Origin of the sequence: Nocardiopsis protaetiae (assembly GCF_045446735.1) — a bacterium.
In the GTDB taxonomy this organism is placed as follows: Bacteria; Actinomycetota; Actinomycetes; order Streptosporangiales; family Streptosporangiaceae; genus Nocardiopsis; species Nocardiopsis protaetiae.
Genome location: NZ_JBJJBV010000020.1, coordinates 26,259 through 44,044 on the forward strand (window position 1 = coordinate 26,259; position 17,786 = coordinate 44,044).

The 17,786-nt window shown below is 73.0% G+C and carries 12 protein-coding genes; 5 read left to right on the forward strand and 7 right to left on the reverse strand.

The window, feature by feature from the left end; genetic code table 11:
- Positions 1-67: 67 nt before the first annotated feature.
- Positions 68-1,819 (reverse strand): serine/threonine-protein kinase, encoded by a 1,752-nt coding sequence (locus tag ACJOT3_RS05395; protein WP_406969412.1) that lies wholly within the window; start codon positions 1,817-1,819, stop codon positions 68-70.
- 177 nt (positions 1,820-1,996) lie between these two features.
- Here ACJOT3_RS05395 and ACJOT3_RS05400 point away from each other — a divergent pair, with 177 nt between their 5' ends.
- Complete coding sequence (locus ACJOT3_RS05400) at positions 1,997-5,074, forward strand: protein kinase domain-containing protein (RefSeq protein ID WP_406969414.1); 3,078 nt, start codon at positions 1,997-1,999, stop codon at positions 5,072-5,074.
- Between the two features lie 127 nt (positions 5,075-5,201).
- On the opposite strand, the gene ACJOT3_RS05405 is transcribed toward ACJOT3_RS05400, so the two are convergent.
- Positions 5,202-7,007 carry a glycoside hydrolase family 15 protein gene (locus ACJOT3_RS05405; protein ID WP_406969434.1) on the reverse strand — a complete coding sequence of 602 codons (1,806 nt, stop codon included), beginning with the start codon at positions 7,005-7,007 and terminating at the stop codon, positions 5,202-5,204.
- A gap of 441 nt (positions 7,008-7,448) precedes the next feature.
- A complete protein-coding gene (gene yczE, locus ACJOT3_RS05410; protein WP_406969436.1) occupies positions 7,449-8,084 on the reverse strand; it encodes a membrane protein YczE in 636 nt (211 codons plus the stop codon).
- A 341-nt stretch (positions 8,085-8,425) separates the two neighbouring features.
- Here yczE and yczR point away from each other — a divergent pair, with 341 nt between their 5' ends.
- Positions 8,426-9,913 (forward strand): MocR-like transcription factor YczR, encoded by a 1,488-nt coding sequence (gene yczR, locus ACJOT3_RS05415; protein ID WP_406969416.1) that lies wholly within the window; start codon positions 8,426-8,428, stop codon positions 9,911-9,913.
- Positions 9,914-10,058: 145 nt separating this feature from the next.
- Here the strand turns inward: yczR and ACJOT3_RS05420 are convergent, their stop codons facing one another.
- Positions 10,059-10,880, reverse strand: a complete 822-nt coding sequence (locus ACJOT3_RS05420; RefSeq protein ID WP_406969418.1) for an alpha/beta hydrolase — start codon at positions 10,878-10,880, stop codon at positions 10,059-10,061.
- Between the two features lie 438 nt (positions 10,881-11,318).
- Between ACJOT3_RS05420 and moaA the strand changes: the two genes are divergently transcribed.
- The gene (gene moaA, locus ACJOT3_RS05425; RefSeq protein WP_406969438.1) at positions 11,319-12,326 is read left to right on the forward strand and encodes a GTP 3',8-cyclase MoaA; all 1,008 of its coding nucleotides are present in this window, start codon (positions 11,319-11,321) and stop codon (positions 12,324-12,326) included.
- A 367-nt stretch (positions 12,327-12,693) separates the two neighbouring features.
- Here moaA and ACJOT3_RS05430 read toward each other — a convergent pair whose 3' ends face one another.
- Together ACJOT3_RS05430 and ACJOT3_RS05435 are read right to left on the reverse strand one after the other, a co-directional pair.
- The gene (locus ACJOT3_RS05430; protein ID WP_406969420.1) at positions 12,694-13,074 is read right to left on the reverse strand and encodes a hypothetical protein; all 381 of its coding nucleotides are present in this window, start codon (positions 13,072-13,074) and stop codon (positions 12,694-12,696) included.
- 178 nt (positions 13,075-13,252) lie between these two features.
- On the reverse strand, positions 13,253-14,449 hold the full coding sequence (locus ACJOT3_RS05435; RefSeq protein WP_406969422.1) for a hypothetical protein: 1,197 nt from the start codon (positions 14,447-14,449) through the stop codon (positions 13,253-13,255).
- Between the two features lie 448 nt (positions 14,450-14,897).
- On the opposite strand from ACJOT3_RS05435, the gene ACJOT3_RS05440 reads away from it, so the two are divergent.
- Positions 14,898-16,085 (forward strand): RtcB family protein, encoded by a 1,188-nt coding sequence (locus ACJOT3_RS05440; RefSeq protein WP_406969424.1) that lies wholly within the window; start codon positions 14,898-14,900, stop codon positions 16,083-16,085.
- Between the two features lie 257 nt (positions 16,086-16,342).
- Here ACJOT3_RS05440 and ACJOT3_RS05445 read toward each other — a convergent pair whose 3' ends face one another.
- Positions 16,343-17,338, reverse strand: coding sequence for a helix-turn-helix transcriptional regulator (locus tag ACJOT3_RS05445; protein ID WP_406969426.1), 996 nt, complete (start codon positions 17,336-17,338; stop codon positions 16,343-16,345).
- Positions 17,339-17,400: 62 nt separating this feature from the next.
- Between ACJOT3_RS05445 and ACJOT3_RS05450 the strand changes: the two genes are divergently transcribed.
- Positions 17,401-17,754 (forward strand): YybH family protein, encoded by a 354-nt coding sequence (locus tag ACJOT3_RS05450; protein ID WP_406969428.1) that lies wholly within the window; start codon positions 17,401-17,403, stop codon positions 17,752-17,754.
- Positions 17,755-17,786 lie beyond the last annotated feature (32 nt).

Genomic DNA, 17,786 nt, shown 5'->3' on the forward strand with positions numbered 1-17,786 from the left:
GGTCAGGGGTGGAACGACACAATTCGTCGATGAGGACCCGCGATCGAAGGCATGGACGTGCGAGGGTTCAGGCCTTGGGCCGGTCCCGCTTGGCCAGCGCGTGCCAGCGGCGCAGGTGGGCGGCCACGCGCACGGTCTCCGGGTCCTCTTCCCCGAACAGCCGAACGTGCCGGGCCACGAGCTTGCGGTACCGCCGGGCCGCCTCCGCCGGGTCGCCCGCGTGCCCCAGGTAGGCGGCCTGGTAGTGGCGGGCCCGCAGCGTCGTCGGGTGGTCCTCGCCCAGCACCCGCTCCAGTTCGGGGATCAGCCCCTCAAGGACCTCCACCGCCCGGTCCGGCTCGCCCGCCTCCCCGGTCTCGAACGCCAGGTACAGCCGGGTGGTGAGCACACGCTCGGTGTCGGAGCCGTAGATGGCCGCCAGGTCCGGCAGCAGTTCGGCGTGCACCCGCGCCGCCTTGGCGTGGTCGCCCGCCCGGCCCGCGTTGGTCGCCAGGTAGTAGCGCACCGTCAGCGTCTCCGGGTGGCGGGGGCCGTGCACCCGCAGCATGTCCGGCAGCAGCGCCTCCATCGACTCCGCCGCCCGCGCGTACGCGCCGCCCTTGCCCGTCAGGTAGGCCTCCCGGCGCCGGGCCCGCAGCGTCTCGGGGTCGTCGGGCCCGAACGCGGTGCGCAGCCGGGGCAGCAGCGGACGCAGCTGCGCCGCCGCCTCCGCGTACCGGCCCTCGCCCGCCGTCTCCTGGGCCCGCGCCACCAGCGAACGCAGCGCCGACCGGTCGTCGGCGCGCTCGTCGGCACGGGCACCGGCCCGGCGGTCACCCCGTTCACCGCCCCGGTCATCGGCCCGCGCGGGGCTCCGGTCGGGGGCCCGCTCGGTGTGCCTGCGGGTCGGCGCGACCTTCGTGTAGGGGCGGGTCTCGGGGACCGGCAGCGACCCGGTCTCCGGCCCGACCACCGGGCGCGAGGGCCGGGGTACCGCGAAGGGCGACAGCCGCTCGCGCACCTCCTCGGCGGAGGCGGGCCGGTCCTCGGCCTGTTTGGCGAGCAGGGAGTCCACCAGTTCCGCCAGCGGCCCGGGCAGCTCGGGGCGCAGGGACGCCACCGGGCGCGGCTTCTTGCGCAGGTGGCCGCGGAGCACCGCCAGCGGGTCGTCGCCGGAGAACGGGGGCTCGCCGGTGAGCATCTGGTACAGGATCGCGCCCAGCGAGTACAGGTCGCCCGCCTGGCCCACCCGCTCGCCCCGCACCTGTTCGGGGGCCATGTACAGGGGGGTGCCCAGCACCCGGCCGGTCTGGGTGAGGCGGCGGCTCTGCTCCGACGCGGTGAGCGCGGCGATGCCGAAGTCCAGGACCTTCAGGGTGCCGCCGTACAGTTCGGCCCGCTCGCCGATCACCATCAGGTTGCCGGGCTTGACGTCGCGGTGCACGATCCCGGCGGCGTGCGCCGCACCCAGCCCGGAAGCGGCCTGGGACATCAGGTCGGCGGCGCGTTCGACAGGCAGCGGTGAGGAGTCGCGCAGCACGTCCGCGAGCGGCCGCCCGGCGACCAGCTCCATGACCGTGTACACCGAGCCGTCGGACTCCTGGCCGAAGTCGTGCAGGATGACGATGTTGGGGTGGCCGGCCAGGCGCGCGGTCACCCGCGCCTCCCGGCGGAACCGGGCGGCGGCCTCGTCGGACTCGCCCCGCTCGGCGCGCACCAGTTTGACCGCGACCGGGCGGTCCAGGAGCTCGTCGACGCCCCGCCACACCTCGCCCATGCCGCCCCGGCCCAGACGGGAGAGCAGACGGTAGCGGCCGCCCAGAATCCGTTCCTCGGCCATTCCCGTTCCTCACCGTCCCGGAGTCCGTACGCCGCTCCCACGGCCGTTCACGGCCAATGGGGCCGTACAGGGCGTAAGAGTACAGTTGTCCGCGTTAATGTGGTCCCCCCTGCCCGCAGGCCGAACCCCCGCCGAGGGCCATGTCGCAGCCCCCACGTGGAATCGAGTACCACAGTCGTGAGCCTGAGTCTCTACGTCGGTCCGGACTCCCAGCCGGACAAGTATCGCCTGGTCCGCTCTGTGGGGCGCGGCGGCGAGGCGACCCTCTACCTCGCCGAGGTCACTCTGGCGGGGCAGACGGAACCGGTCGTGGTCAAGGCGCTGAACGCCGACATCACCGCCGACTCCGCGCAGTTCGCCGAACTGAGCTCCCGCTGGGCCGAACAGGCGGAACTGCTGCGCTTCATCAACCGGCTCGGCGTCGTGGGGGTCCGCGAGCACTTCGAGGGCGCGCCCGAACACCCGCAGGACCGCGCGGGGGAGCAGACCGACCGCTGCCTGTACCTGGTGATGAACCACGTCGACGGGCTCGACCTGCGCGACTGGCGCGCCGAGCACGCCCAGGAGGGGGAGCGCGGGCAACGGGAGGTGCTGCGGTACCTGGAGCAGGTCGCCCAGGTGCTGGACCTGCTGCACGCGGGGCGGGCCACGCCGTCCAGACGGCCGGTGGTGCACGGCGACCTGTCGCCGGGCAACATCATGATCGACGCCGACGGGCAGGCGACGCTGGTGGACTTCGGGCTGAGCCGGATCGCGGCCCGGCACATGACGGCCCGGCCGTGGTTCACGCCGGGGTACGCGGCGCCGGAGATCTTCAGCGGGGAGTACAGCCCGGCCACCGACCGCTACGCGTTCGGCGCGGTCGCGTTCTACGCCCTGACCGGCGAGGACCCGCCGACCGCCCCGGAGCAGCTGCGCGAACGCTTCGCGGCGCTGCCGCTGCTCGCCGACGCCGACGAGCGCACCCGCGCCCTGGTGGTGTCGATGTTCTCGGCCGAACCGGCCGACCGGCCCGAGGCCTCCGCCTGGGTGGGCGCGCTGCGCACCCTGGCCACCTCCGTGCCCTGGACGGGCCCGGGCAGCGACCCGGCGGGTGACCCGGGCACCTCGGCCGTGTTCGCCGCCTCGCTCTTCAGCGCCGTCCTCCCCGGACCCGCCGCCCCCGACGGCCTCCCCCAGGGCCCGGCCGTCGCCGGTCCCCCACCCGCCTCCCAGGCCTCACCCGACGCCCCGGCCTCCGATAACCCGCAGACCCCAGAAGCCTCCGCCGCCTCAGCTCCGGACGCCCCCGGTAGCGGGTCGGCCACGGACGCGACGGTTGTCCTCTCGCCGCCCCCTGGCGGCCCGCAAACCCCAGAAGCCCCGGGCGTCCCATCCGCCTCCGGTGCCGCGCAGGCCCCGGCCGCTGCGGCCGACGCTGCGGCTGTTGCTGGTGGTGCGCAGGGTACGGATGCGACGGTTGTTCTCTCGCCTACCTCCGGCGCCGCCGCAGGTCCCCCCGGCGGCCCGCAGCCCCCGGGAACCTCGGTCGGCACTCCGGCCTCCGGTGTCCCATCCGGCTCCGGCGCCCCACAGGTCTCGGGCGCTTCGGTCGGCACTCCGGCCTCGGGTGTCCCCACCGGCGCTCCGGCCCTGGGAGCCCCATCCGGCACGGGCGCCCCAGAGGGCACGGCCGCCTCGGCTGATGCTTCGGCCACGGCTGTTGCTGGTGGTGCGCAGGGTATGGATGCGACGGTTGTTCTCTCGCCTACCTCCGGCGTTGCCGCAGGTCCCCCCGGCGGCCCGCAGCCCCCGGGCGCCTCGGTCGGCACTCCGGCCTCGGGTGTCCCGTCCGGTCCCGGCACCTCGCAGGTCCCGGGCGCCCACCCCGGCGCACAGGGCGCAGCCACCTCCGGCGGCGCCCAGGGCCCGGCTGTCTCCGCTGGCGCACCTGCCCCGGCCGTCCCCGGCGGCACACCGGCCTCGGGTGTCCCCGCTGTTCCCGGCGGGCAGGGCACGGACGCGACCGTGGTGTTGCCGCCGCCCCCGCCGACCGGGGCACCCGTGGCCGGACCTGCTCCGGAGTTCGGGACGCCTGGGGCCGGGACGCCCGCGGCAGGGACCCCGGCGTTCGGTACGCCCGCGGCCGGGCGGACTCCTGCGTCCGGGACACCCGCGGTGTCCTCGGACACGGAGTCGACCGCCGTCCTGCCCCAGGACGGCCCCGGGGTCGAGGAGATGCCGCACCGGCCGGTCGGCGGCATGCGCGGGCGCCCCGCGCCACTGCGCCCCACCTCCGGCCCCTCGCAGCCGAGCGCCCCGCCCGCCCCCGCCGGGCCGCCGCCCGGCCGTCCCGGCGGTCCCACCCCGCCCGGCGGCATGGCGCGCCCGCCGATGCCGCCGCCCGGTTCCGGCCCCGTCCGTTCGGGCCCGATGCACTCCGGCCCCGCCTACGGCGGCCCGCCGCCCGCGCAACCCCGGCCCGCACAGCCCCAGCCCGCCTGGGGTCCGCCGCCGCCCCCCACGGGCACCGGCGCCTTCCCCGCCTTCGGCCACCAGCCCGCCCCCGAGCCGCCCAAGCCCGGGAAGAAGTCGCGCAAGCCCCTGCTCATCGGCCTGGCCGCCCTGGCCGTGCTCTGCATGATCGGCGGCTCCGCCCTCACCTACGTGGTCATGGACCGCGGCCTGCCCTTCCTGTCGGACGGCGCCCAGCAGGTCGCCGCCGACGACCCCGCCGAGCCGCCCGCCGCCGCCTCCGAGACCGCGGAGGAGGCACCGCCGATGGCCGCCCAGCCCACCGGCGCCCCCAAGGACGACGCCTCCGAGCCGGACACCGACCCCGGCGACGACCCCGGCACCCCGACGGCAGGAGACACCACCCTGCTCACCCAGATGCCGATCGTCGACCAGGACGGCTACTGGGGACCGGAGACCGGCCGCGCCGAGGTCGACGGGCAGGCCTACAGCCGGGCGCTCATCTCCGTCAACTGCGAGGAGTACAACGACACCTGCACCGGCTGGGCCGACTACAACCTCGGCCGCAAGTGGACCGCCTTCACCGCCACCATCGGCGTGGACGACACCTCCAGCGCCTCGGCGACCACCACCTTCACCGTCTACGTCGACGGCGAGGCCGAGGTCACCGAGACGCTCAAGCTGGGCGAGACCCTGGACATCGACGTCGACGTGCGCGACGCCCTGCGCCTGCGCATCGAGGTGGAGAGCGACGGCCGCGGCATCTACCCCGTCTGGGCCGACCCCACCCTCACCGCCTGACCCGCCCCGCGCACACCCGTGCCCCGATCGGCTCCGCGGTCAGCTCGGCGTGCGTCGAGACCCGCCCTCGCGCGCACCGGTGCCCCGCGGCCGCTTCCGGCCGGCCGCGGGGCACCTCCACGCACACCTACTCGGCGCGCCAGCCGCCCTGCCGGTCGGCCAGGTTCAGCGCCGTCGTCACCAGCGGCACGTGGCTGAACGCCTGCGGGAAGTTCCCCACCTGCCGCCCGATCCGCGGGTCCCACTCCTCGGCGAGCAGCCCCACGTCGTTGCGCAGCGCCAGCAGCCGCTCGAACAGCTCCCGCGCCTCGTCCTGGCGCCCGATCGACAGCAGCGCGTTCGCCATCCAGAAACTGCACGCCAGGAACGCACCCTCGTCCCCCGGCAGCTGGTCGGCCGAGTTCTCCAGGTCCGTCCGGTACCGCAGCACGAACCCCTCCACCATCAGGTCCTTGCGCACCGCCTCGATCGTCCCGATCACCCGCGGGTCGTCATAGGGCAGGAACCCGACCTCGGGGATCAGCAGCAGCGCCGCGTCCAGCTCCTTGCTGCCGTAGTACTGCGTGAACGTGTTGCGCTGCGGGTCGTACCCGTACTCGCACACCTCGGCGTGGATGGTGTCCCGCAGGGCCTTCCACCGTTCGATCGGCCCCTCCTTGCCGAACTCCTCGATGCTGCGCACCGCCCGGTCGGCCGCCACCCACGCCATCACCTTGGAGTGCACGAAGTGCTGGCGCGGCCCGCGCACCTCCCACAACCCCTCGTCGGGTTCGTCCCAGCACCATTCCAGGTAGTTGACCAGGGACCGCTGCAACCCCCACAGGTAGTCGCCGCCGCGGATCCCGTGCCGCCGCGCCAGGTGCAGCACGTCCATGACCTCGCCGTACACGTCCAGCTGGTACTGGCCGACGGCGGCGTTGCCGATGCGCACCGGCCGCGACGCCTCGTACCCGGGCAGCCATTCGGCCTCCCACTCGGTGAGCCGCCGCTCGCCCCGGATCCCGTACATGATCTGCATCAGCTGGGGTTCGCCGGCGACCGCCCGGACCAGCCATTCGCGCCAGGCCAGCGCCTCGTCCTTGTACCCGGAGCGGATGAGCGCCTCCAGGGTGATGGTGGCGTCGCGCAGCCAGCAGTACCGGTAGTCCCAGTTGCGGACGCCGCCGATCTCCTCGGGCAGGGAGGTGGTGGGCGCGGCGACGATGCCGCCGGTGGGCCGGTAGGTGAGCGCTTTGAGCACGATGAGGGAGCGGATGACGGCCTCGCGGTAGGGGCCCTCGTAGGTGCACTGCTCCACCCACTTCTCCCAGAACCGCTCGGTGCGCGACAGCGCCTTCTCGGCGTCGAGGTGGTCGGACTCCTCCACCTGGGAGGGGTGCCAGGTCATGACGAAGGGCACCCGCTGGCCGGCGGTGACGGTGAAGGTCGCGTCGTGGGTGAAGTTGTGGCCCTGGAGGCTGACGGGGGTGCTGAGCCAGACCGCGTCGGGCCCGGCGATCGCCACCAGTTCGGTCCCGGCCCGGTGCATCCACGGCACCACGTGCCCGTAGTCGAACCGCAGCCGCATGACCGTGCTCATGGTGACCCGGCCGCTGACCCCCTCCACGATGCGCACGATGTGCGGGGCGCCGCCGCGGGGCGGCATGAAGTCGATGACCCGGACCGTCCCGGTCTCGGTGTCCCACTCCGATTCCAGGATGAGGGTGTCGCCCCGGTAGCGCCGCCGGGTGGCCCGGGGGTCGCCGTCGGCGGGGCGCAGGATCCAGTTGCCGTTCTGCTCGTCGCCCAGCAGCGCGGCGAAACAGGCGGAGGAGTCGAAATCGGGCAGACACGCCCAGTCGATGGAACCGTCGCGCCCGACCAGCGCGGCGGTCTGCATGTCGCCGATCATTGCGTAGTCTTCAATCCAGCCGGGCACGCGGCTCACCCCCAACACGTCGTCATGAGTCCTTGCGGTCGGCGCTGGCACTCTCGCCTCCGGACGGGGGGTGGTGCGGTGCTCCGTGGCGGCCCGCTGCGCGCACGCCCGTGTGCACGCCCCGTCGGGGTGCTTCTCCCGGCCCGTTCCGGCGGGGCGGTGCCCACCGCGGGCAGGGGCGCCGTTCGGATCACGGCCGCTCCCCTCGCAACCACGTGCCGTCTTCCCCTGTACCCGGGTATGTGCCCAGGTCGGGGCTGACACAAAGGTCGACTCAGAGGAGCCGCTCCGAAACGGTCCTTTCCGTTCACCGCGGTTCCCCATCTTCCCCCCTCGCCGGGGGGTGCGCCACCCGCAATTGCACGTGCATCGGAGAGTGCAGGGCGGTATGTGGTCAATTGGGGGAGTTTGTCAGGGCAGAAGTTATGTCGTGGTGATCAACTAATGGCTACGGGGTCACCGGTTCCCCGATCGGATCGGTGTTTCCGGGTGGTTCTCGGACATCCGGAACAGGGGGAGGAAGATCTGGGTGAGCGGGCCGATCGCCACCGCGAACACCAGCGTCCCCACACCCACCGTGCCGCCCAGCAGGAACCCGGTGATCACCACCGTCACCTCGATCACCGTGCGGGCCAGGCGCACCGACAGCCCCCGTTCGGCCAGGCCGGTCATCAGCCCGTCGCGCGGGCCCGGGCCCAGCGCCGCACCGATGTAGTAGCCGGTGGCCAGCGCGCACACCAGGATCCCCAGCAGCAGCTCGCCGACGCGGATCCACAGCGTCCCGGTCTCGGGCAGCAGCCACAGGAACAGGTCCGCGGTCGCGCCCACCATGACCACGTTGCTCAGCGTGCCGATCCCGGGCTTCTGCCGCAGCGGGATCCACAGCAGCATGATCAGCGCCCCGATGATGATCGTCCACGTGCCGATGGACAGCCCGGTGCGCAGGGCCAGTCCCTGGTCCAGTACGGCCCAGGGCATGGCCCCCAGGTCGGACTTGATGAGCAGGGCGATGCTGAGCCCGTACAGGGACAGGCCGACGTACAGCCGCACCAGGCGGCGCAGCCGCGGCCGGGGCAGGAGCGGGGTGATCATCACCCGGCCCAGCGGCGAGGCGCGGGGGGCGGGGGCCGGGGCGCCGGGGCCCTCCGACCCCTCGGGGCGGAACCCGCCGGGGCCGGACTCAGCGGGGTCGAGGTCGCGCCGTTCGTCCACGGACCCGTCCTTTCGGGAAAAGGGGGGATCATCGGATCGGGCGGTGCGGACTCCTCCGGGAACCCGGGGCACCTTCCGGCGCCACCGCGATCCCCCGTGCCGCAGTGGTGCCACATCGGTATCCTGGCCCATGTGGCACCTTACTCAAAGTGCCAATTCCAGAAAGTGGCCCCACGAGGGCGCGCGGACATCCACGGAAACGAGCACGGGGGAGTGCGACCATGGCGTCACGACAGGGCGGCGTGCTCCGAACGGCGGAGCGTTCCACGGCCGGCGGCGGCACCCGCCGGATCAACGGCCGCCTGCTGGCCCGCCTCATCGGCGAGGCCCCGGTGGAACGCCCCTACTACCTCTCCATCGCCCGCGCCGTCAGCGGCCTGGTCCTGGACGGCCGGGTGCCCACCAACACCCGCCTGCCCGCCGAACGCGACCTCGCCACCGCCCTGGGCGTCAGCCGCAACACCGTCACCGCCGCCTACTCCTGGCTGCGCGACAACCGGTTCCTGGACAGCCGTCAGGGCGCGGGCAGCTGGACCGTGCTGCCCGACGCCGGCCCGGGGGACCCCTCCCCGTCCCCGTTCCTGTCCGGGGCCGTCGAGCACATCGACCTGGGCGTGGCCGGACCCCCGGCGGTGGAGGGCCTGCGCGACGCCGCGTTCCGGGCCGCAGAGCAGCTGGCCGCGCACGTGGGCGGCCTCGGCTACTACCCGTACGGGCTGCCCGAACTGCGCCACGCCATCGCCCGCCGCTACGTCGAACGCGGACTGCCCACCACCCCCGAGCAGATCTTCGTCACCAACGGCTCCCAGCAGGGGGTGGCCCTGCTCCTGGACCTGCTGGTCCAGCCGGGCGACGAGGTCCTGGTGGAGTCGCCCACCTACCCGCACGCCCTGGACGCGGTCCGCCGCAGCGGGGCGCGGGTGCGCACCGTGGGGGTGACCCCGCAGGGCTGGGACATGGAGTACCTGGTGGACGCGTTCCGCCAGTGGCGGCCCTCGCTGGCCTACCTCATCCCCGACTTCCACAACCCCACCGGCGCCCTCATGGACGACGACGAACGGCGGGTGCTGGTGCGCGAGGCGCGCCGGGCCGGGGCCCACCTGGTGGTCGACGAGTCGGTGGCCGAGCTGGCCATCGACTCCGGCGACCTGCCCGCACCGGTGGCCGCCCACGACACCGACGGCCGGGTCATCACGGTCGGTTCGGTGGGCAAGCTGCTGTGGGGCGGGCTGCGGGTGGGCTGGATCCGCACCACCCCGCCGATGGTGGCCCGGCTGATGGCGGTGCGCCAGCGCTTCGACCTGGCGGGGGCGGTGCTGGACCAGCTCACCACCACCCACCTGCTGGCCGACGTGATGCGCATCCGCGCCGAACGCAGCCGCTGGCTGCGCCGCAACCGCGACGCCCTGCTGGCGGCGCTGCGCGACCGGCTGCCGGACTGGCGGCCCAACGTGCCCGGCGGCGGCCTGGTGCTGTGGGCGGCGCTGCCGCAGCCGGTGGCGAGCGCGCTGTCGGCGACGGCGGTCCGGCACGGGGTGCACCCGGCGGCGGGGCCGGTGTTCGGGTCGGACGGGACCCTGGAGCGCTACCTGCGGCTGTCCTACACGCGCCCGCCGGACGTGCTCGCCGACGCCGTGGACCGGCTGGCGGCCGCCTACGCCGAGACCCTGGCCCACCCGGCCCAGCCCCACGGCCAGCTGTACGTCTGACCGGCGGGGCCGGGGTGGGGCGGCAGCGCGGCCGGGCCGGGTGTTGTGCACGGCCGCAGCCGCGACCGCGGCCGTGCGGGAAGCGGGAGGCAGGAGCAGGAGCGCCCGGGGCCGGTGCCGGTCCCAGGCCCGGCGGCGGGGCGCCTCAGGCGGTGAAGCGGTGGGCGAAGCGCACGACCTCGCCGATCACCTCGTCGCGGTCGGTCTCGTTGAACACCTCGTGGCGGGCCCCGGGGAAGATCCGGGCGGTGAAGTCCGAGCCGAGGACCGCCTCGATGCCCGTGAGGGTCCCGGCCAACGGCACCAGGCGGTCATCGGAGCCGTGCACCCACAGCAGGGGCAGGGCCCCGAGCGAGCCCGCCTTGAGCCCCCGGTCGATCTCGGTGAGCATCGCGTTCACCGTGGTCCGCTTGAACGGGCCGTGCCACACCAGCTCGTCGGCCACGTACGCCTCGCCGACGGCCGGGTCGCGGGAGAGGGTGGCGGGGTCGATGGGGATGTCGGGGATCTCCTCGGCGGCGGCCAGCGCCTCCAGCACCTCCCAGCGGCCCAGCACGGGGCCGGACAGCACCAGCGCGGTCAGCTCCCCGGGGTGGGTCTGGGCGTAGCGGGAGGCGATGAGGCCGCCCATGGAGTGGCCGATGAGGACCAGCGGCAGCGAACGGTAGGCGGTCCGGGCCTGGGTGACGACCCGGTGCACGTCCTGGACCACCTCCGCGTAGTCGTCGATGAGCACACGCTCGCCGGAGGAGCCGCCGTGTCCCCGGTGGTCGGCGCCGTAGACCACCGCCCCGGCGGCCACCAGGTCGGCGGCGACCTGCTCGTACCGCCCCAGGTGCTCGCCGTAGCCGTGGACCAGGACGGCCAGCCAGGCGGGTTCGCCCTCGGTGGGGGCCCAGGCGCGGGCGGCCAGCCTGCCCGAGCCGTTCGGTCCGCCTGCCAGTCCCCATGTGCGTGTGGTGATCACCGTGTCCTGCCTCCTCATCGGCCTGCGCGTCTGCGACGATCGCGGAGATGGTCGCCCGTGGCGTTCGACACCCTAGAACACGGTCCCGCTCCGTCGGCGGAGCCCCGGGCGGGGCCGTCCGGCGCCGTCTCCTGGACGCGGCACCGTGGTCGGTGACGTGCCCGGTCAGGGTGCCCGGTCCCGGTTCCGGCACGGAACCCGGGGGCGGCGGCGGGGCAGGGGCTTCGCCCGGCGGGGCGGGGGCCGCGTCCGGAGGATGCTCCGGAAACGGCGGGGTCCTCTCGTGCGCGCCGACGAAATAGTTCAAAGGGTGTGATCGGGACTACTCCACACGAAAGTGAATCTTCTAGGCTGAACAGGTGGGTATCCCTTCGGGTATCCCGCGAGTGGTGCCGGTGGCGTTCTGCTCGACGACTTCGACTGGAGAGGGTGACGCCCGTGCTGGCCGACTCCTATGGGCGAGTGGCGACGGACCTGCGGGTCTCACTCACCGACCGGTGCAATCTGCGCTGCACCTACTGCATGCCCCCCGAAGGCCTGGAGTGGCTGCCCAAACCGGAACTCCTCACCGACGACGAACTGCTCCGCCTCATCGACATCGGTGTCACCCGCCTGGGCATCACCGAGGTCCGCTTCACCGGCGGCGAACCCCTGCTCCGCCGCGGCCTGCCCGCCATCATCGCCGGGACCGCCGCCCTGCGCCCCCGCCCGCACACCGCCCTCACCACCAACGGCATCGGCCTGGCCCGGATGGCCCCCGCCCTGGCCGAGGCCGGTCTCAACCGCGTCAACGTCTCCCTGGACACCCTGCGCCCCGACGTGTTCGAGACCCTCGCCCGCCGCCGCCGGTTCGACGACGTCATCGAGGGCATGGCCGCGGCCGCCGAGGCCGGGCTCACCCCGGTCAAGGTGAACGCGGTGCTCATGCGCGGCGTCAACGACGGCGAGGCCGCCGACCTGCTGCGCTACTGCATCGAGCACGGCTACGAGCTGCGGTTCATCGAGCAGATGCCGCTGGACGCCCAGCACGGCTGGCGGCGCGACGACATGGTGACCGCCGACGAGATCCTCGACCGGCTCGGGGCCGCGTTCGACCTCGCCGAGGCCGACCCGGACACGCGCGGCAGCGCCCCGGCCGAACTCTTCCGGGTCCTCGGGCACACCTTCCCCGACGGGCGCGAGGCCACCGTCGGCGTCATCGGCTCGGTCACCCGGCCCTTCTGCGGGACCTGCGACCGGGTGCGGCTCACCGCCGACGGACAGATCCGCAACTGCCTGTTCGCCCGCGAGGAGTCCGACCTGCGCACCCCGCTGCGGGAGGGCGCCACCGACGCCGAGATCGCCGAACGCTGGACGGCGGCGGTCGCCCGCAAGTTCCCCGGGCACGGCATCGACGACCCGGGGTTCCTCCAGCCCGCCCGGCCCATGTCCGCGATCGGCGGCTGAGGGGCGGCCGGGCCGGGCGTCCGGCCCGCGCCCGCACGGGGGCGGCGGGAGCACCCGGCTCGGCGGCGGCCCGTGCGAGCCGTTCGGAGCGCTGGAGGTCCCTGCTTTCTCCCGTGCAGAAGCCAGGGGGCGACCTGGAGGGACCGCCCCCATCAGCGGTGGCCTGCGCGGGCCGCCCGGTGCGCTGGGGGTTTCCTGTCCTCTCCCGTGCAGAGGTCAGGGATCGACGCGGAGGACCGTTCCCCATCGGTGGCGGCCTGCGTGAAGGGCACGTGGAGCGAAGGGAAGCGCTCTGTACCGTGCCCCTTTCCACCGGGCCCTTCTCCACGGTGTTCTTCTCTGCCGGGCCCCTCGCCATCGGGCCTTCCTACACCATGCCGCAGACCCGGCCCAGGCTCATGGTGTCGCTGCTCTCGGAACCCTCCGAGGAGATGTCGACCACCGGGACGTACTCGCCGGTCTCGGTCTGCAGGTTGAGCATGCCGACCTTCTCGAAGTAGGCGCCCTCCGTGTCGCCCACGATGCCGAGGTCGCAGTTGCTGTGGACCTTGATGTTGACGTAATAGACCTCGCGGCCGTCACGCTCGACGACCTCGGGCCGAGCGTCCTCCAGGTACTTCTCACCGACCCCCTGGGCGGCCAGGTAGTCGATGAACTCCTCCGGCGTCCCCTGCGGTCCGCCGCTACAGGACGTCAACGAGAAAGCGGCGATCAGGGCGGTCGTGAGGCCAAGGGCGCGTGTACGCATGTTTCTCCCCGGAGGAATTCTTCTGATATGGATTTCATCGGAACACGTCGGTTCCGTAGCGGGTCGATGGCGACACGCACCGTGTTCCCGATGGGGGGCCTTCGCGCTCTCGGGGAGCGGAGGACCGGACTCCGTGCCTTTTCCGCGGAGCCTTACGGGGTGCGGGCCGGAGGGTTTTCTAACGAACCTCGATGGGAACGGCATAGCCGTTTCCGCCATCGGTGAGTTCGATTCCGAGGATCGGTGTGGCCGTGGCATCGCGCAAACCCACCTCGACGAGATAGGAATACTGCGGCTGATTCGGTTCGAGGGTGGTGACCACCGAATAGTAGACCGCGCCGTCGCCGGCGACGAACGGAACGCGCGCCATGTCGGAGAGCGGCTGATCGGGCTGCACCAGGGCCTGGACCTCGACGGTCCGGGCGGCGCCGTCGATGCGGCCGACGAAGATCTCCGACCCGTTCGCGCCCACCACCGTGGTGGCGTCGACCATCGCCTTGGGGGTGAAGGTGTGGCCCGTGCCCGTGGTGGTGTACTCCGGGTTCGTCCGCAGCGTCGCGACCGGCCCCACCCGGAACGCCGGGGAACCCTCGTCGCGGTACACCGCCAGGGAACCGTCCTCCAGCGTCGTCGCCCGCTCGACGGTCGCGTCGGCGAGGTAGGTGGTGTTGAACATCTCGCCGCCGAAGAACGTGAAGTGGTCGCTGGGCAGCACGTTCGCCGTCTCGTCGTACCCGTCCGAGACCGATCTCGTGAAGTCGTCCTGGCCGCGGTCGTCGGTGCCGTCGGCGTTGACCGACCGCAGCTCGTGTTCGAGGCCGTCGACCGACCAGTAGTAGACCCGGTCGTCGCCCGGATGGAACACGGGGGAGAGCTGGGTGCCCGAGGGCGAGGAGCCGATGGGCAGCGACGTGCCGTCGGCCCCGACGGCGACCACCACGTCCTGGTTGAACTGCGGTTTGTCCACGGCCAGCATGACGGTGTAGTCCCGGTTGAAACTGTCCCGCTCGTGGCACGGCTGGAGCTCGGCGCTCTCGGCCGGCGGGTCGAAACGGGCCACCTCGCCGACCTCGCCGTCCGAGGTCCGGCGCAGGACCACGCAGCCGCCCGCCGCGTTCTGGGTGAGGATGACGCCGTGCGGGGGGACCGTTTCCCAGCCCGTATCGGTGATCGAGTGGATTTCGACTTCCCGATCCTGGGAGGTCTCCTCCCGTTCCCCGGTGGTTTCTTCGGGGGAGTTGTTTTTCGGGTCTCCATTGTCGCCGGTGCCGCTACAGGCCGTCAGCATGGCGGTCGCCAGCGTCAGGGATGTGATCAGGGCTCGCAAGTGCATCACCTCGTCCTGGGATGCCTCGCACTTGCGAAGCCCGAACATCGTATACCGCCGCGAAAATGCTGGCAAGGGTGATGATATATGTTTTGTGACCGTTTTTATGCTGTGCTGTCATGGATTTGATGTCCGAATACTAAAATGGCGTGACCGTCCTTGTTCGTCTGCTCGTGCGACATCTTTGGGGGGCGGGGTTCTCGGGGTGTCGGAAATGGGGCCTTTCCGTGTCCGGGTGATCGCCCGGAGCGAGGGCCGCCGCACGGGTGGGGGTGCCTGACGGGTGTTCGGCCGACCGGCCGGCCCGTGGCCGCGGTCGGCGGCCGACCGCCCGACCGCCCGGCCGGCTGACTGACCGACTGGCCGACTGGCCGATCCGGGGCCTCGCCACGGGAAAACCAGTGGACGGACAGGCCCTTCTACGGCTCAATGATGCGGGGCGTGACCGCGCCCGACCCGTGAGAACAGGCCGTTCGTGAAAGGGAGGTGGCCTGTCATGTCCTATACCGAGATCCCCGGTGCCCGGATCCCCATCCGCATGTGGGCCCGCCCGGACGAGGTCGAAGACGCCGCCCTGAACCAGCTGCGCAACGTCAGCGGCATGCCCTGGGTGCACGGCCTGGCCGTGATGCCCGACGTCCACTTCGGCAAGGGAGCCACCGTCGGATCCGTCATTGCCATGCGCGACGCCGTCAGCCCGGCCGCCGTCGGCGTGGACATCGGCTGCGGCATGACCGCCGTGCACACCGACCTCACCGCCTCCCGCCTGCCCGACGACCTGGGCAAGCTGCGTTCGGCCCTGGAGGCCGCGATCCCCGTCGGGTTCAACTTCCACGACGAGGCCGTCGACCCCGCCGCCGTCCCCGGGCTGCGCAGCGCGCGCTGGGACACGTTCTGGCAGGGGTTCGACGACCTCGCCGAGGCCGTCCACCCGCGCCGCGAGCGGGCGCTGCGCCAGATGGGCACCCTCGGCGGCGGCAACCACTTCCTGGAAGTGTGCCTGGACGACGACGACACGGTCTGGCTGGTCCTGCACTCGGGGTCGCGCAACATCGGCAAGGAGCTGGCCGAACACCACATCGGGCAGGCCCGCGCCCTGCCGCACAACCAGGACCTGCCCGACCGCGACCTGGCGGTGTTCCTCACCGGGACCCCGGAGATGGACGCCTACCGCCGCGACCTGTACTGGGCCCAGGACTACGCCCGCCGCAACCGCGACGTCATGATGGGGCTGGCCTGCAAGGTGCTGGCCGAGCAGATGCCGGGCACCGGGTTCGGGCAGTGGATCTCCTGCCACCACAACTACGTGGCGGAGGAGACCTACGACGGGGTGGACGTGCTCGTCACCCGCAAGGGCGCGATCCGCGCGGGCGCGGGTGAGTACGGCATCATCCCGGGCAGCATGGCGACGGGCACGTACATCGTGAAGGGGCTCGGGAACGAGGACTCGTTCAACTCCGCCTCGCACGGCGCCGGGCGCCGGATGAGCCGGACCAAGGCGCGCAAGACGTTCACCGCCGCCGACCTGGCCGCCCAGACCGAGGGTGTGGAGTGCCGCAAGGACGCGGGGGTCGTGGACGAGATCCCGGCCGCGTACAAGGACCTGGAGTCGGTGATCGCCGCCCAGACCGACCTGGTGCGCGTGGTCGCGCACCTGCGCCAGGTGGTCTGCGTCAAGGGCTGACGCCAGAGGCCGACGTGGGAGAGGGGCCCCGGGAGTGATCCCGGGGCCCCGCGCCGTGTGCCGACCGGGGTCCGTGTGTGCCGACCGGGGTCCGTCGGCTCTCGCCGGGCCTCCCGGGCCTCCCGGGCCTCCCGGGCCGCGCCGCGGCCGCCGGTCCGCCTCCCGCGGCGGCCTGCGCTCGGACGGCCGCTCGCGTCACCCGGCACGAGCGCCGAACCGATCGGAAGCATGCACGGAACACGCCTCGGCACCGTCTCTCAGGGCGGTGTTCCGTAGCGGGCGGCCATCGCGGCGGCGCGGTCGTGCAGGCGGGTGCGCAACCACTCCGGCGCCAGGACCTCAGCGTCCGCGGCCAGCTGCCACAGCGCCCACTCGGCATGCCGGGGGTCCTGGAAGGTCACCTCCAGCCGGAGGCGGCCGTCCGCGTCCGCGCCCTCCACCTCGCGGACCTCGCCCGCCTCGCGGACGTCCAGCGCGGTGCCCGTCAGCTCCTCCCGCCGCTCCGGGGTCACCCGGACCGACACGGTGACCTGGTCGCCGCCGGTCCGGAACCGCGCGCCGCGTTCCTGCCAGACCCGGTCCAGGTCCACCCGGTCCGGGCGTTGCGCCGGCTCGTCGAGCGCCTCGGCGGCCAGGACCCTGGACAACCGGTAGGTGCGATCCGCGCCGGCCCGCGTGGCCAGCAGATAACCCTGTTCGCGCACGGTGACCAGGCCGATCGGATCCACCGTGCGCCACTGCGGCGCCCGGTCGGCGGCCGCGTAGTGGATGCGCAGCCGGTGCCCGGCGAACACCGCGCGCCGGATCTGGGCCACCACGGCGTCGGGCACCTCCTCGGCGGTGAGCCGGCGTTCGAGGAGGTCGGTCTCCGGGTCGATGAGCAGCCGCCGGGCCGCACCGGCCGCGGTGGCCCGATCGCTTTCGGGCAGCGCGTCGACCACCTTGCGCATGGCCGAGGCCAGCGCCGAACCCAGGCCGAAGGCCTGCGCCCCGCGCCGCGATCCGGCGACCAGCAGGGCGAGCGCCTCGTCGTGGTTCAGGCCGGTGAGCTCGGTCTGGAAGCCGGGCAGCAGCGCGAAACCGCCGTGCCGACCGCGTTCGGCGTAGACCGGGACACCGGCCGCGGACAGCGCCTCGATGTCGCGCAGAACGGTGCGGGTGGACACCTCCAGTTCGCGGGCGAGCGCGGTCGCCGACAGGAGGCCGTGCTGACGCAGCAGCAGAACCAGCGACACCAACCGATCCGCGCGCATGGAGAAAACCTTACAGAAATACCTGACAGAGGATGTCGTGATTTGTGGTGAGACTGGTCTGCATGACGAACAAGAAAGCGGCCACCGAGCCGAACGACCTGGGCAGGTACTTCATCGAACGCGGCAACGCCGGCGACGTCGACGGGCTGGTGGCGCTGTACGAGCCGGACGCCGTGCTGGCGTTCCCGCCGGGCAGCCTGGCGACCGGGCACGCGGAGATCCGCAAGGTGTTCGAGCAGTTCGCCGCGGCCGCCCCGGTGCTGGAGCACGGTGAACAGCACGCGGCCCTGGTAGGCGACGACCTGGCGCTGACCGTGGCCAAACAGACCAACGGCGACGTGAGCGTCGAGATCGCCCGGCGCCAGCCGGACGGAACGTGGCTGTGGGTCGTGGACCAGCCGGCACTCCTGCCGTAGCGGGTCGGCGGTGGGCCGGCGCGGCCGAGCCC

Coding starts and splice junctions, on each gene's coding strand:
- ACJOT3_RS05430 (WP_406969420.1), bottom strand. CDS start 13,074: ATGCGTACACGCGCCCTTGGCCTCACGACCGCCCTGATCGCCGCTTTC.
- ACJOT3_RS05445 (WP_406969426.1), bottom strand. CDS start 17,338: ATGCGCGCGGATCGGTTGGTGTCGCTGGTTCTGCTGCTGCGTCAGCAC.
- ACJOT3_RS05395 (WP_406969412.1), bottom strand. CDS start 1,819: ATGGCCGAGGAACGGATTCTGGGCGGCCGCTACCGTCTGCTCTCCCGT.
- ACJOT3_RS05440 (WP_406969424.1), top strand. CDS start 14,898: ATGTCCTATACCGAGATCCCCGGTGCCCGGATCCCCATCCGCATGTGG.
- ACJOT3_RS05450 (WP_406969428.1), top strand. CDS start 17,401: ATGACGAACAAGAAAGCGGCCACCGAGCCGAACGACCTGGGCAGGTAC.
- ACJOT3_RS05435 (WP_406969422.1), bottom strand. CDS start 14,449: ATGTTCGGGCTTCGCAAGTGCGAGGCATCCCAGGACGAGGTGATGCAC.
- yczR (WP_406969416.1), top strand. CDS start 8,426: ATGGCGTCACGACAGGGCGGCGTGCTCCGAACGGCGGAGCGTTCCACG.
- yczE (WP_406969436.1), bottom strand. CDS start 8,084: ATGATCACCCCGCTCCTGCCCCGGCCGCGGCTGCGCCGCCTGGTGCGG.